Genomic DNA, 15,205 nt, shown 5'->3' with positions numbered 1-15,205 from the left:
GGCAAACTATACTCAGTTACTCAGGGCTTTTGCTATGCAGTGACCAGTAACCAGTGACCAGTGACCAATTAAAATGCATGGAACTAAAAAATCACCTATGGACTCCAAATAAAGGTGTTCTACCACGACTCCTACAATGGGTGAATCTTCGACCAGAGGAGAGCGATCGCACGTGGCTTATGTTTGCTTTTTATACAGCTACCTCAGTAGGATTGCGATGGTCTGAAGATAGTACGGTGGCTTTGTTTTTAGATAAATATGGAGCACAACACCTACCTTGGATTTACATAGCCAGTGCATTCAATGGAACTTTGTTGGTATATTTATACTCTTGGTTACAACAAATTTTTCCCCTGCGTCAGATTATAGTGGCGATCGCACCTTGTATGTTTGTGCCACTTGTTGTGTTCAATTGGGGAATGCAATTTCCATATTTAGGAATCGTTACAGTATTTCTCCTCAGACTTTGGGTAGATGCTTTTTATGTTGTTAACGAACTCAACACCTCCATAGCAGCCAATCAATTATTTAATATTAGAGAAATTAAACGTGCTTACCCTCTAGTCAGCAGTGGTATTTTAGTTGCTGATGTCATTAGTGGTTTTAGCCTACCTTTTTTATTAATCTTCGTCGGGCTGGAAAACGTGATTATGCCCTTTGCGGGTGTGTTTATCGCAATAGGGGCGCTCATTCTCTGGCATTTAAGTAGAAACTACCAACAAGTTTTCCCCGATGCTCCATTACGAGAAGTTCCAGAAATCCGTCAATCTCAAGGACGCCACCTTTCTGGTTCTCTCAAGCAATATGCTTTCCTGTTATTTGGTTTTTTTGCCCTGCTGCACCTTATTGGGGTACTCGTAGATTTTCAGTATCTCACTCAGTTAGAGTCAAACTTTGAAGGTAAAGACATCGCTAGTTTCCTGGGTGTTTTAGGTGGGATTACAGGAATATGCGAACTGCTGATGCAGTTATTTATTTCCAGCAGAGTTCTCGAACGTTTTGGAGTCTTTTTTAGTGCTGCTACCTTACCATTAAGTGTAGGCATTCTCATGCCAGTTGCGATCGCACTCCTCAATTTTCTTCCAGGAAGCCAGTCACAAAAATTTTTATGGGGCTTAGTCATTCTGAAATTCTCAGATGAACTTTTGCGCTACACCTTAGTGACAAGCAGTAGCCCGTTGTTATTTCAACCCATTCCAGACAAAATACGCAGCTACGTACAAGCACTCTCCGGTGGTATAGCAGAAGCCTTTGCAACAGGAATAGGCGGAGTTTTCATTTTAGTCTCCTTCTGGTTTGCCACATCATTGACACTCTCCAAACACAACTTCATTTTGCTAGCAGAAACCATCGCTGTTGCATTAGTTTGTGTCGGAGTTGTTTTAGTCATGCGATCGCGTTACGTTAATTTGTTAGTCTTAAGTGCAGGACGGGGAAATCTCAGTGGTGCGGATGTAGATTTACGCGCATTCAAGCAAGCCGTCATCAAAGCTTTAGGCGAACAAGGTACAGAAGCCGATAAACACTCCTGTATTGAACTTTTATCTCAAATTGACTCCAAAGGCGCGGGGGAAATTTTAGCCCCCCTGCTTGCCAAGTTACCGCCTTCATTACAAATTTATAGTTTAGAAGTCATGCTTGCAGGCGGTGCAAATCCCGCATACCTACCAGAAGTTCAGGCGTTATTAGATGCATCCACCGAAAGAGTCGCTGCTCAAGCTTTTGCTCTTGCCTTGCGTTACGTCTGGCTTGCAGGATCGAATCCAAATCTTGCCGAACTAGAAGAGTACTTAAAACACCAACAACACTCCGTCATTCAAGCAACTGCTGCTGTACTTGTGTTGCGTCATGGAACACCAATGCAAAAAGTTGAAGCAATACATATTTTGCGACGGATGCTAACTCATAAAAATGAACGCTTGCGAGTCAATGCAGTCAAAGCGCTATCAGAAGCCGTTTATTTACAAGAACTACGAATTTACATTCCCAACTTATTACAAGATGAATCTTTACGGGTTCGGTGTGCAGTTCTAGAGATGGTTGCAAGAACTCATCTAGAAGAATATTATTCAGCATTATTGAGTGGGCTTTATTACAAGTCAACTAGAAATACAGCTATAAAATCTCTCGTGCATCTAGAGAATGAAGCCCTACCCATGTTAGTTAGCTTAGCCACTAACATTTACAAGCCAGAAGTTGTGCGGATGTATGCTTGGCGGACAATCGGTCAAATATCTACCTCGGAAGCAACGGATGCTTTATGGCAATATTTAGAAACTTCCAAAGGGACAACTAGATATCATATCCTTCGTACTTTACTAAAAAGATATCAACAAGAAGGTATTATCAATTTATTAGATAAAACACTTGAAAGCAAAGTTAAAAGATTAATTGATAAAGAATTACGATTTTTGGGTTATATTTACGCCGCTTACATTGATTTAGATGCGCGAGATAAACTAGAAATCTCTCAATCTAATAAAAAATTAGATATTGTATGCGATTTATTGCAACGCTCGCTTCTAGAATTAGAAATTGATGTCAAAGAACGATTATTACTATTACTAGAATTACTCTACTCTTCAGAAAAAATTAAAGCAGTTGCCTTGAATCTTAAATCGGTATCGTCAAAAAATTGGGCAAGAGGATTGGAGATTTTAGAGCATACAGTCAAGTTACCTAATAAAGCTATATTGTTAAACGTTTTAGATAAGCGATCGCCTAAAGAAAAACTACAAAAAATAGTAGAAAAAGGCATGATTGAATATCAACAAATGGAGTTAGGCGATCGAACCCGAAGTTTAATCATAGATAAAGAATCCCTTTCCGATTGGTGCTTGGCGTGCTGCTTTCACTTAGCGAGAGTCGCCCGTGTAAGACTAACTAGCAAACAAGTTTTAGAGAGTTTGCGCCATCCCACAGGGTATGTAAGAGAAGCAGTTATTGCCTACTTATACGTAGTTTCTCGCCGCGTTCTTCTGGAACTTATACCCCAATTAAAAAACGATCCGCACCCTCTTGTTGCCTCTCAAATTAAGTGTCTTCTTAAAAAATACGATGTTAGTGGTTATAACAACTAACAACTAACAACTAACAACTAACAACTAACAAACATGTTAACCAGCGTCGAGCGTTTATTATTTGTCCGAAGAGTGCCAATCTTCAAAGAATTACGAGATGATTTTCTTGTTCGTTTAGCTTCAGTGATGGACGAATTATCTTTTCCAAGCAATTACACCATTTTTAAACAAGGCGAACAAGGAAGATCTCTATATATAGTAGTTTCAGGACACGTGAAAGTTCACATCGGAAATCAACAACTAGCTATTTTTCCCAAAGGAGAGTCTTTTGGTGAAATGGCAGTTTTTGATGCTCAAACCCGTTCTGCTTCTGCGACAACCTTAGAACCTTGTGATTGTTTAGAACTCACGCAAGAACAACTGTATGATGCCATAGAAGAAACTCCCGAAATTGCAGTGAATATTATTGGCGTATTATCACGGCGTATTCGAGAATTAAATGAGAAAATTAATGCTATGGGGACAAGAAATTATTAATATTAGGAAACACTTGGATCGTCTCCTGCTTTGAGATCTTTTAAAATCTGTTCTACTTGCCTGATTTTTTCTGGGAGATTTTGGGACTTGAAAATATTTAAAGCTTTTTCTAAAGATGCGATCGCTTCATTGCGTTTTCCTTGTTCCCAAAATGCTTGAGATATGTTAGTTAGTGCATCCCCGTAATTTGGATTAATAGCTAACGCTTTCTGATAAGCTGATGCAGCTTCATCCCAACGTTGTTGGCTTGCAAAAACGACTCCAAGGGCATTGTATGCAAGGGCATACTTAGAATTTTTCTTAATTGCTATTTCATATTCTTTAATAGCATCTTCTTTTTTTCCCTGACGAAACAGGACATTACCTAACTGATAATGGCCAAAGGGATAATCTGGATACTTCTTAATTAATTTACGTAGGTTTTCTTCTGCACCAGTGAAATCTCCTTGGTTAAATAAAGTATTTGCAATTTGAACGAGTTGCGATCGCTCTTGCGGTGCGTTATCAGAGAATTGTGCTAGTTTTTGTACTCGTCTAGGTTGTTTGCCGGTAGTAGGATTACGTACTTCGGCAATAGGATGCTCCCGTTTTGACAAATTGCTCTCAGAATAGAATTCTGAGGCTATACGAACAAAGCCAGCCTCCGTAGGCTCTATGAAGTCCGCCGACGCGGACTTCGTTTGTATAGTCGCGATTTCCAATCGCTTAGTGCTTTTTCTAAGTTGGGATGCTCCCTCTGCAACAACAATTTGTGATTGATTTATAACAATGAAGTTACTGAGTATCAAGAAACTGTAAATCTGAAAAGAAAATAATTTGTTAATATTCTTTGACTTCATACTGAAAATTTTTCTACGTTCAAAAGTCACAAAACATCTGTACCTAAGAAGGTAAATGAGCCTATAGAGTCAACATTTGGGTACGAGTACGCATAATAGCTATCGATGATTATAATCGGAATAGACCTAACCGTAAATTTCGGGACACTTAATATTCCGAATAAAAATTTCTCAGTAATTTTCCGGGTAAGTTTAACATATAAGTAATTTTACTCTCAGTAAAAAATGCACTGCAAGCGCAAAAATTCTGATATTTTAAGTTTCGCTAGACTTGCGATCGCGGGATTCAGTCTAGTATGTGTAACTTTAGCAACTATAACCGTCGTTTCTCCCAAGTTAGTAGCGGCTAAAGAAGATAACCGACTTGCAAAAGCATCTACAGAACTACCAATTGTCAAATCGGCGGCATTGGGTATAGATATGAATGTACCATGGTCAAAACCAGTTAAGATTGAAGACCCCTTTGAAGGGAATTCCATTGGTATATTTGACCGCCACTCATTCTATAAAAATTTTCTCAACGTTAGCTCTAAGTTTGAAGCGATTAGTCTTTGGAGGCAGAACTCCGTTCGGATTCTTTTATCTTACCGCGAGCGCGATTGCTTTTCCGGGTATGGCTTATATCCTTACAGCAAGATATCAGGAACGGGATGTTTGGGAGCTAAAAATACCGTTAAGGTAACGAACCTTTATATAAAACTGGGAGAAAAAGTGTTTCGCCTTGAGGGAAACAACAATACGTTCGATCTGACTCCCGAATTAGCAACAGCCCTCAAAAACTCACCGGCTGAGAATGTGGATATTAGGCTTGTGGCTGAAAGTGGAGAAGCAATAGACAGTGAAATTGGCAAAAAAACTGTAGAAGCTTGGAAAAATATTTTTTAACAGGCGGCGGGAATTTTTGCCTCTTTTCAATCCTGGCTCTCTAAGTAACGGTACAATAGTCACTAATTTTCAAAGCCTAAAAACCAAATTATGACGATGCATCCTTTATTGCAACGTGCATTTACCAACCGCAATGCCCTCAAAGCGATCGCTGGCTTGAATAACTTCGATTCCAAGCGTGTAGCCGCGATTGTCAAGGCAGCCCATCACGGCGGTGCTACTTTTATTGATATTGCCGCTAGTCCAGAATTGGTACAAACAGCAAAATATTTGACAAATTTGCCAATCTGTGTATCAGCCGTAGAACCAGAAAAATTTGTACGAGCTGTAGAAGCTGGTGCTGACTTAATTGAAATTGGTAACTTTGATTCTTTCTACGCTCGAGGACTGAGATTTGAAGCAGAGGAAGTTTTAGCACTGACTTACCAAACTCGTGCTTTGCTTCCTGAAATCACCCTCTGTGTCACCGTTCCTCATATTCTGACACTAGATAGACAAGTAAAACTAGCAGAGGAATTGATCGAAGCAGGGGCTAATATTATTCAAACAGAAGGTGGGACTAGTAGCAATCCTACTCACCCTGGAGTTTTGGGACTGATTGAAAAAGCAGCACCCACTCTAGCAGCAGCTTATGAAATTTCTCGTGCCGTTTCAGTTCCCGTACTGTGTGCCTCTGGTATTTCCAATGTAACAGCACCCTTAGCCATTGCATCTGGTGCATCTGGTGTTGGCGTCGGTTCTGCTATTAACCAACTCAATAGCGAAGTTGCAATGATTGCGGCTGTACGTGGTTTGGTAGAAGCTTTGGGAACAGCAACTGTAGTTAAGTGACCAGTGACCACCTGACCAGTGACCAAGTAACTACCAATCACTAACTACTGTACGGGCGCAATGCCTTGCGCCCCCACTAACCACTAACTTCCTTCAAAACATATATTACTTGGTTTTGCTGTTCTTCTGACAATTCGGGGAACATGGGTAAGGATAAAACCTCTTGACAGGCTTGTTCTGCAACTGGCAATTGTCCTACTTGATATCCCAAACTTTCATAGACTGGCTGTAGGTGTAACGGATAGGGATAATACACCATTGTATTAACGCCTCGTTCTTGCAATTGATTGCGAAGCCAGTCTCTCTTGTCATCTAAGACGCGAATGGTATATTGATTCCATACTCCCATGCCACCAGCCAATTCTTGGGGCATGATGATATTGACTAGTTGACTTAAAGATTGGTGATAACGAGCCGCAATTTGTCGTCGCTGGTTATTCCAAATATCGAGATAGCGTAACTTAATCTGTAAAATAGCAGCTTGGATCGCATCTAATCGGCTATTAACACCAATTTTTTCATAGTGATAGGGATTTCTTTGACCGTGCTCTTTTATAATTCGTATCTTGGCCACAATTTGCGGATCGTTAGTTGTTATCGCCCCTCCATCACCACAGCCCCCTAAATTTTTAGTTGGGTAAAAACTAAAGCAGCCTATATGCCCAATACTTCCTACTTTCTGCCCTGCCCAAATCGCACCTGTAGACTGAGCGCAGTCTTCTATAATGACTAAATTGTGAGCTTTTGCAACATTCATTAAGCTCGTCATATCGATAGGCTGACCAAACAAATGAACTGGAATAATTGCTTTGGTTTTTGGTGTAATTGCTGCCACAACTTGCTCCACATTTAAATTAAATGTAGTCGCATCAATATCAACAAATACAGGCTTTGCACCTACAGCACTTACAACTTCTGCAGTAGCAATAAAAGTAAAGGGTGTAGTGATAACTTCATCATTAGGACCAATATCAAAAGCTCTCAGAGCCAAATATAATGCGTCTGTTCCAGAATTGCAGGCTACACATTCACTAACGCCAGTATATTCAGCAAACTTTTGCTCAAAACTTTCTACAACAGAACCACCAATGTAGCGACCAGAAGCTAAAACTTGTAAAACGGCTGCACTTATCTCTGCTTCAATAGTAGCGTACTGTTGTTTAATGTCGAAGGCAGGAACGGAATTAATACTTTGAATCATGAGTTTTTTAGGAATTGGGGATTGGCGATTGGGGATTGGCGATTGGGGAACTCGGGGCCCCCTCTGGGGATAAGGGGCAATGGGGATTGGCGATTGGGGATTAGGAAAAAGAAATTTTTATAGCAAGGTTTGTTGGTTCTCGCCTATAATTACCTAATTAAAAGAACAACCTTCTTGCTAGATTAAGAATTCATCTTAAGAATTAAAGTTCCTTATCATTAGGTTAGGTTGTTTTAGAGTAGTTCGTAGGGACGCAAGGCCGCCGCGTCCGTACAGCAGTTAGTAATTCCCAATCCCTAATCCCCATTGCCCCTTATCCCCAGAGGGGGCCCCGAGTTCCCCAATCCCCAATCCCCTACCCAAGGAAGTACAAAACTCATGCAGGATTTAATAAAGCTAGATTTTGTTGATTTGGCTTTGGCTGTAGCATTCATGGGAGTCGCTATCGGTTTATCTGCATGGGAAAAAATTGGACTAGAACTGAGTTTAGCCCTTGCAACTGGAAGAACTATCCTACAATTGGCAGTCTTGGGGTACGTTATGGAGTTCATCTTTGCTCTTGACACTCCTTTGGCTGTTTTGGGGATTTTAGCAGTCATCTTAACGATTTCGGCAGTTGTGACACGAAATCGCATTGATAAAAAAATACCTCAAATGTTGCCTCTCGTGTGGGGGTCAATTTTTATCAGTACAAGCCTAACTCTGATTTATACGACCCTCCTCATAATTCAACCGGATAAATGGTACGAACCACAGTATGTTATCCCATTAGGTGGTATAGTTTTAGGAAATGCTATGAATGCAGCAGCGATCGCAGGAGAACGTTTCGTCACCACAGTTGATGCGAGCCAACTAGAAATTGAAACTCATTTAAGCTTAGGTGCGACTCCTGGGCAAGCAGTTGCAAAGTATCGTCGAGAAGCTGTCCGTGCTGCATTCATTCCCACACTCAATCAGATGTTGGTCATAGGTTTAGTGACATTACCAACATTTATGTCGGGACAGTTATTAAGTGGTGAGAATGCTCGCGAAGCTGCTTCCTACCAGATTTTAATTATGTTTACCATCGCTTTTACCAATTTGCTGGCAACACTGTTGCTAACGCGAGGGCTGAGTCGGCAATTTTTTAACTCTGCTGCCCAACTTATTAGGTAGGAATACCATTTCTCTATGAAGATGCGCTAAATTCTACCCCCCTGTAGTCCCCCCTTGGCAAGGGGGGACGGCGTTAGCCGGGGGGTAAATATATTGCAGCTTCACAAAGAATTGGTAGAAGTAATTTGCATGGAATTCTAAATTATGTCAAGTTCGTTACTTCCAGGAGAGGGTGCTGTTGGTTCTTATGGTGATTTGCTTAAAAGAGGACGCAGGGGCGATAACTTGACGCCACATCATATACCGTCCAATGCGTTTATGCTTTTCAAAGTCCCTGGCTATACAAAGGATAAGGGATTGAAATAGTGCGACTCGTTTTAGAGTAAAAATACTTCGGTATATAGCTCTAAGTGAGAAAGACAAGGAAAACCTTGAAAAACTCATAACTAATTTCGAGATGTAGGTGAAAGCCCTACCCTGTACGAGATGTAGGTGAAAGCCCTACCCTGTAAAGGAAACAGTGACCCCTAATCTGCCCACGCCGAATAGACTCGGAAATCTATAGAGCGAAGCTGGGAAGAGGACGCAATCAGAGCCAAAAGCAGATATGGCACACTGGCGTTAAAAGGAAGATGACAAGGATAAACAAGACCTAAAAAAGCGTCTTAATCCCAAGTGGTAATCTGGAAAAAAAATACCGACCTCACACCCTATTCTCGCGGCCATCTTGTTTCGTTAGCCGCATTCCTTGAGAAGAGTGTAGGCGAAATGGTCTGTCCTAAATCATCAAACAATCAGAAATTGGAACGAGGAAAAATGGTGATGAAGTCTGGGGGGAGGTCGAAACCTCAGTAAGCGAGACGAGACGCCGAAAACTTCACATCAGGTAGGACGAACCGTAATTGGTTCGAGGCAATTCAGAATATAATTAACAGAGTAGAATATGGTTAGACACGTAGAAGAAAACTACAGTGAACTCTGGAAAAAGATAGAGTGGAAAAAGCTCCGCAAAAACTTATTCCGTCTAACCTGAGCGATAATGATTTAATATCAACTTTAAAAGCGTCGAAGTTGATGCGTTTAAGAGAAGAGGTTTTAGCTTTTGATAATGCTCTAACTGAACTGGCTGAAAATGCGACTGATATGGATTTAGAAGAACTCCTAAAAGTTTTAGATGATAACTGCGAACATGAAGAGGTAATGTGGGGTCTTGTCCACTTTTTAGAGTCTTTTGATGCATCGAAACAGCTTCAAGCACTTCTTAATGTTGTTCAGGAGTTAGTTGTTTCTGCTCCGAGATGGACAGAGATTATACATTACCGAATATTTAATGATGAGCCAACTCGATTTTTATATCAAGATATGTTGATGTCTGTTGATTTGAAGACTCAACAATTAGTTACGAAGATTTTAGAAGATATTGCACAAAAACATGAATTAATTAATGTTTAATATTTTTCCTTGTTTAAATTGTTTATGATATGCTGCCCTTGAAATCCTGCGCGAGTATTAAAATTTCAACGCTCTAACGAACTCAAACTTGAATGCCTCAGAATACTCGAACAAGGCAAGGAACTTGAAGCAATTTTAGCAACTCTCAATATCCCTTACCCTAGTGTTTGCTATTACATTCGCCAATAATCCAAACTTCTATATTTAGATTTATGAAAATTTGGCCAATCCCTACTCCCCAGGATTATGAACATAAATCGCATTGCCCTGAACATTGTAAATAACGAGAGGCAAGCTAACGTTATCACTGATAATATTCAAAGTTTCCTGCAACTTTTGTAAGTACTCAGATGTATTTGTAGCAGTGTCAGGAGAACTTTGATTGCTTGCAACAGCATCTGTGGTACTTTGCTCGCTTACGTGTGTGACGCTAGTTTGTAGTATTTTTTGGTACTCTGGCGTCAACTGCACAGTGATTCCTTGTTTATCCACCTTATAATCACAAATGCGAATTGTACTGTAACAGGTTCTATTTAAGTCAGTACGAGTTCTTTGCATCAAACTGATAGTTTGTAACTTATCCTGTGCTTGCTTGAGGGCAGCAGAGTAAGGTGTTACTAAAGCCTGTGCTTGAGTGCGATACATACTTTCATCAGTCACTTGCTTAACAGAATTTACAGCTTGATTCCAATGAGTGACAGCTGCTTGCCATTGATTTTGTTGTTCGTATCGTTTGGCAAGGTTGGCTGAAGTCACGGCTTGATTATAAGTTTTAGCTGCTAAGAGTTCCCTAGTGGCATGAATCCGTGCTGTTGCTAAGTAGGGTTTATATTCTCCTAAAAGTTTTTGCGATTCTTTATATACAGAACTGCTAGGTGGAATTATGGCTAAAGCATTGACTGCCACTTGCCACGTGGCTTGAACTTTTTGTAATTCTTGTAAAGTTTTGGCAGTTACTTCTCGTTTGGAAGCCTCCATAGCTACAGCTTTTGCCGCAGCTAGCTTTGCAATCCATTTTTCCTCTACAAGTAATTGCTGTTTCACAACTTTTAATTGAGAGCGATAAATCAGCAATTTAGGTAGGACTATTTTATAGAGTTCGCTATTAGAATTAATCGCTTCTAGGGGTGCGATCGCTTGTCGCCACATCTGTTGTCTAGCTTGCAAATCCTGCATACTAATTGCAGGGGTTTTACTTTTTTGTATAGCTATTGACCCGGCTTCAAATGCTTTAATCACCTGGTTAACTTTTGCCGACTCTGTAGAAAAACTGGTTGAAAGTTTTTCTGCTTCTTGATGATAGGGCGACCAAAAAGGAACCCCTTTTAAAGATGTACTGGATTCTGCTAATTGCTGTTGCAGTTTTGGTAACTCTTGTTCGGAGCGAGCATTGAGTTTCAAGTGATTCAATGACTCTTGTAACTCCCTTGCTGTTTGTATTTCTTTACACTCCGATATTGAGCAAGGACGAGTTAAGAAGTAAGTAGCACCACTTAATACAGCAATGATAGCTAGGACAGCACCTACCAAAATAGGTTTGATTTTCCGTACTGGCTTTGATGACGAATATGTAGACAAATCCGGAGCATCTGCCATTGGATCGAATGGTTCATCCTCATTCGAGGCGTCTGGAAGTGGGGAGTTGAGAAAAGATGAAGAAAAACTTCCGACATCCCCACTGTTAACGGATAGTTCGCCAGAACTTGAGGAGAAAGATTGCTGATAAGCGTTTTCTTCAGTTTCCATTTTGTGAAAATTGCGAGATTTCGGTGTCCTGATGTCCTCTAATTTAATATCTTCGGGTTCTTCAATTTCCTCAGCTTCAAATGGCTCGTATGTTTCTGGGGTTCTTAGCATTAAAGAACGTTTGGTATACGGCTGTTTTTGTCCAATAACTCTCAAGAAAAGTTCGACCCTCTGCTCTTGCCTACCGGGTAGCGATCGCAGTGCTTCTTCCAACACTGCAAATACTGTGTCTGTATTAGCTATTACACCTGCAGAGTGTTGAGCTAAAACCATTAACTGGTCATCTTTGACAGCACATTTTACCTTGAATAAGTCTCCAGATGGGACTTCCGCACGTAACTGTTCCTGTAAAATTTGTGCTAAGAATTGTAAATCTTCTTGTTGGGCTGCTACTTTCATAGACCCATCTCGTTCTTCTATATTGTTTCTATCGAGAGTGCTAGATGCACGAGTTCCGTTTTTTGAATAAGGATACACAGCTTAACCAACCATCGTTATAAATAGAAGTGGACAATTTTTTAACATAAACTGGTCATTTTTACATAAAAGAAAAATAGTTTTTAAGCATGGCACTCAACCGATCGCGAAACACCCTAAGTGTAGTATTCCAATCTTTTGCCCCAAACTAACAGTAGTTTAAAAAAAGAATCGTGAAGGGATGTCATAGCAATCCTATTTGATATATGAAATATAAGTAGGGTGAGCTTTAGCCCACTACTAAGACTTTTATGCGGAAATGCCCACCCCACTACGGTACTTCTTGGAGAAGTCAGGGATATTGAGCAAACTTACTCACCCTAACCATCTATTTAATTTCTCTCCAGAAATTTATCTCTATAATTAAAAACACTGATATGCTTGTTTTTTATGAAAACCAAGCATCTGTGCCATAATTGAGGGTCAACCAAGACTAGTGTTGCCATTTTAACCCGAACAGTTTACTAGATTCAATAAAATTGATATTGTCAATAAGTATTTATAGCTAAAGAGAGTTTTTTAATCGGGGTGCAGCGCTGATGTTTTAGAGTTCCCACTGCAGCCCTAAAAACGTGGCAAAAAAGGTGTAGTTCTATGGATTTATTAGAGTATCAGGTTAAAGAATGGTTTTCGGAAATTGGCATTCCTGTATTGCCATCTCAACGGATTGACCATCCTACAGACTTAAAACGGTTAAAAATTAGGTATCCCGTTGTGTTAAAATCCCAGGTGCATGTCGGGGGACGAGCAAAAGCAGGTGGGGTCAGATTTGTAGAAACAACAATTGATGCGATCGCCGCCGCCCAACATATCTTTAATTTACCAATTTTGGGCGAATTACCAGAAGTGTTACTCGCTGAAGCAAAGTATGATGCCGAACAGGAGTTTTATCTAGCTGTTGTTGTAGACACTGCTGTTTGTAGACCCATCTTATTAGGTTGCACGGAGGCTGATGTTTATTGGGATTGGGAATCAGCAGGAAATAAGATGCACCACGTTGTGGTCGATGGAGAATTTTCTCCATTTTATGCTCGACGACTGGCGCTAAAAATGGGTTTGCAAGGCTCGCTCATGCAGTCAGTTAGCACTGTAGTAGAAAAAATGTACCACTTATTTGTAGAAAAAGACCTAGATTTGATTGAAATTAGTCCTTTGGGAGTCAGTGCAACCGGTGAAATTATGGCTCTTAACGGGAGTGTAAGCGTCAACGAACGAGCTATTGGACGCCATCCAGATATTGCTGAAATTGCTACAAAAATTGCCAACCGCCGTACCAACAGAGAGATAGCAAGGAACTTGGGGGACTGGGATGTTGTAGAAATGCACGGTAAGATAGCAATTCTAGGGAATGGTGCAGGTTCGGTGATGGCGACTTTAGATTTAGTCGTCAATGCTGGTGGTAAACCAGGTGTTTGTCTCAATCTGCGCCATGCGAACGCCACTGATACCTCACCGACAACCCTTACAGATCGTTTGGAGAAAGCATTAAACAGCTTGGCTGTTGACAAAAGTATTCATGTGATACTGATTAACTTCCTGGGTAGCATTCCTCGAAGTGGAGAAGTTATAGACAGCATCGGACATTTTGTAGAAAATAGCAGCACATTTAAGCCACAATTAGTCAGGTCTAACGGTAGTAAAAATCGTCGGGACAATCATTTTCCCCGCTTGGTTGTGCGTCTTGCTGGTTCTGAGTTTAAAACAGCTAGAGAATATCTCGCCACTTTAAAAACCCCTGGTGATACACCTGTAGTGGTGGTAGAAAGTCTAGATGAAGCAGTGGCAGAAGCAGTCCGTTTTGCCAAGGCAACTACTGTACACAGAAGGTTTTGAAATTCATGAATTTAACCCCAGATAGCAAAGTATTAATCCAAGGATTTTGTGAGTACATTACAGTCACTCATGTGACACAAATGAAAGCATACGGTACAAATGTGGTAGCAGGGGTGAATCCTGGATGTGGCGGTCAGGAAATATACGGTTTGCCAGTCTATGACTTGGTTGAGGAGGTCGTAGAACAATATGGAACTATTGATACAACGATTATTTGCGTAAATCCATACCATGTTTTGGATGCAGCATTAGAAGCGATCGCATCTAGTATCCGCCAAATTATTATTATCTCACCTGGGGTACCACCATTAGATATGGTACAACTCTTGCGTAAATCTGAGGCAACAGAAACCATAGTAGTAGGTCCCAACAGCCCTGGCATTATCGTACCTGGAAAAATTCTCTTAGGGACTCAACCAAGCGAATTTTATCTTCCTGGTTCAGTGGGAATTCTCAGTCGTAGCACAACTCTGACTTATGAAGTTGCTAGAGAATTAACTCATGCTGGGTTGGGACAATCACTGAGCGTTAGCATTGGTAGCGATGCGATCGTTGGCTCATCTTTTTTACAATGGCTGGAAATATTGGATGAGGATGAAGCAACAAAAGCGATCGTATTAGTAGGACAACCAGGTGGAGGGCGTGAAGAAGCTGCAGCCCATTACATTGCTGAAGCCATAGATAAACCAGTGATTGCTTACATTGCAGGAACGCAAGCACCGCCCATCAAGCAATGGCGTCAAACTGGGACTTTAGCAGCTGTCATAGGACGCGATCCCGATTTTGGAACAGCAAAAAGCAAAGTATCTGCCTTTTCTCACACAAGGGTTCCAGTCGCCGAACGTCCTTCTCAAATACCAGAATTGGTGAAGAAGGTTTTGAAGTAGATAAGTAGGTTGTCACAATTTTGATGCAAAACACGAATTTTATATTCTGTGGAAGTATTTATTACCGAACCCACACACTAAAGACTATGAGAAAGAAGAACTAGCAGAATTTGTCAACTATCTAGTTGGGCGCTGGCAAACCTTGACCACCTTGACAAGCAGCAAGTAAATTATTGTAATCTAATTGTAATTCAGGATAATCATCTTGTGATTTCCAATGTTCACTTTTCATTTTGGAATCACGAATACGCTGCATACAATAGCAGCAAATACATCCTTGTTCGGTTAGTAGCGATACTCGTAATTCGTCCTTTTTAGGAAAATTATCATAATCGGAAAATTTTTTTAGTCTATGTTCAAGTAATGATTGAGGTTCCTTGCCTTTGACAATACGCTTCATAC

At 40.6% G+C, this 15,205-nt stretch carries 13 protein-coding genes; 9 read left to right on the top strand and 4 right to left on the bottom strand.

Annotated elements, in window-relative coordinates; translation table 11 throughout:
• Positions 1-77: 77 nt before the first annotated feature.
• Together ACKTT2_RS23550 and ACKTT2_RS23545 are read left to right on the top strand one after the other, a co-directional pair.
• Positions 78-3,080, top strand: a complete 3,003-nt coding sequence (locus tag ACKTT2_RS23550; protein ID WP_407891101.1) for an MFS transporter — start codon at positions 78-80, stop codon at positions 3,078-3,080.
• Between the two features lie 33 nt (positions 3,081-3,113).
• Positions 3,114-3,557, top strand: a complete 444-nt coding sequence (locus ACKTT2_RS23545) for a Crp/Fnr family transcriptional regulator (RefSeq protein WP_407891018.1) — start codon at positions 3,114-3,116, stop codon at positions 3,555-3,557.
• 2 nt (positions 3,558-3,559) lie between these two features.
• Here the strand turns inward: ACKTT2_RS23545 and ACKTT2_RS23540 are convergent, their stop codons facing one another.
• A complete protein-coding gene (locus tag ACKTT2_RS23540) occupies positions 3,560-4,132 on the bottom strand; it encodes a tetratricopeptide repeat protein (protein ID WP_407891099.1) in 573 nt (190 codons plus the stop codon).
• A gap of 489 nt (positions 4,133-4,621) precedes the next feature.
• Between ACKTT2_RS23540 and ACKTT2_RS23535 the strand changes: the two genes are divergently transcribed.
• Complete coding sequence (locus ACKTT2_RS23535; protein WP_407891016.1) at positions 4,622-5,281, top strand: hypothetical protein; 660 nt, start codon at positions 4,622-4,624, stop codon at positions 5,279-5,281.
• 90 nt (positions 5,282-5,371) lie between these two features.
• Complete coding sequence (locus ACKTT2_RS23530) at positions 5,372-6,112, top strand: DUF561 domain-containing protein (RefSeq protein ID WP_407891014.1); 741 nt, start codon at positions 5,372-5,374, stop codon at positions 6,110-6,112.
• 76 nt (positions 6,113-6,188) lie between these two features.
• On the opposite strand, the gene ACKTT2_RS23525 is transcribed toward ACKTT2_RS23530, so the two are convergent.
• Positions 6,189-7,313 carry a DegT/DnrJ/EryC1/StrS family aminotransferase gene (locus ACKTT2_RS23525; protein ID WP_407891012.1) on the bottom strand — a complete coding sequence of 375 codons (1,125 nt, stop codon included), beginning with the start codon at positions 7,311-7,313 and terminating at the stop codon, positions 6,189-6,191.
• A 378-nt stretch (positions 7,314-7,691) separates the two neighbouring features.
• Between ACKTT2_RS23525 and ACKTT2_RS23520 the strand changes: the two genes are divergently transcribed.
• The 3 genes from ACKTT2_RS23520 (at position 7,692) to ACKTT2_RS23510 (ending at position 9,860) form a co-directional block, all read left to right on the top strand.
• Complete coding sequence (locus tag ACKTT2_RS23520) at positions 7,692-8,468, top strand: ABC transporter permease (protein WP_407891010.1); 777 nt, start codon at positions 7,692-7,694, stop codon at positions 8,466-8,468.
• 144 nt (positions 8,469-8,612) lie between these two features.
• Positions 8,613-8,774 carry a hypothetical protein gene (locus ACKTT2_RS23515; protein ID WP_407891008.1) on the top strand — a complete coding sequence of 54 codons (162 nt, stop codon included), beginning with the start codon at positions 8,613-8,615 and terminating at the stop codon, positions 8,772-8,774.
• Positions 8,775-9,401: 627 nt separating this feature from the next.
• Positions 9,402-9,860, top strand: a complete 459-nt coding sequence (locus ACKTT2_RS23510) for an Imm30 family immunity protein (protein WP_407891006.1) — start codon at positions 9,402-9,404, stop codon at positions 9,858-9,860.
• A gap of 231 nt (positions 9,861-10,091) precedes the next feature.
• Here the strand turns inward: ACKTT2_RS23510 and ACKTT2_RS23505 are convergent, their stop codons facing one another.
• Positions 10,092-12,083: a hypothetical protein gene (locus ACKTT2_RS23505; protein WP_407891004.1), complete on the bottom strand. Its 1,992-nt coding sequence runs from the start codon at positions 12,081-12,083 to the stop codon at positions 10,092-10,094.
• Positions 12,084-12,677: 594 nt separating this feature from the next.
• Between ACKTT2_RS23505 and ACKTT2_RS23500 the strand changes: the two genes are divergently transcribed.
• Both ACKTT2_RS23500 and ACKTT2_RS23495 read left to right on the top strand, forming a co-directional pair.
• The gene (locus ACKTT2_RS23500; RefSeq protein ID WP_407891002.1) at positions 12,678-13,916 is read left to right on the top strand and encodes an ATP-grasp domain-containing protein; all 1,239 of its coding nucleotides are present in this window, start codon (positions 12,678-12,680) and stop codon (positions 13,914-13,916) included.
• Positions 13,917-13,921: 5 nt separating this feature from the next.
• Positions 13,922-14,803, top strand: a complete 882-nt coding sequence (locus tag ACKTT2_RS23495) for a succinate--CoA ligase subunit alpha (RefSeq protein WP_407891000.1) — start codon at positions 13,922-13,924, stop codon at positions 14,801-14,803.
• Positions 14,804-14,924: 121 nt separating this feature from the next.
• Here the strand turns inward: ACKTT2_RS23495 and ACKTT2_RS23490 are convergent, their stop codons facing one another.
• Positions 14,925-15,203 (bottom strand): retron system putative HNH endonuclease, encoded by a 279-nt coding sequence (locus ACKTT2_RS23490; RefSeq protein WP_407890998.1) that lies wholly within the window; start codon positions 15,201-15,203, stop codon positions 14,925-14,927.
• Between the last annotated feature and the right edge of the window lie 2 nt (positions 15,204-15,205).

It is taken from the genome of Scytonema hankhaensis NUACC26 (assembly GCF_045865695.1).
Taxonomy (GTDB): Bacteria; Cyanobacteriota; Cyanobacteriia; order Cyanobacteriales; family Nostocaceae; genus Scytonema.
Note: the sequence above shows the minus strand (reverse complement) of the source record. Positions and strands in the feature narration are given on the sequence as shown.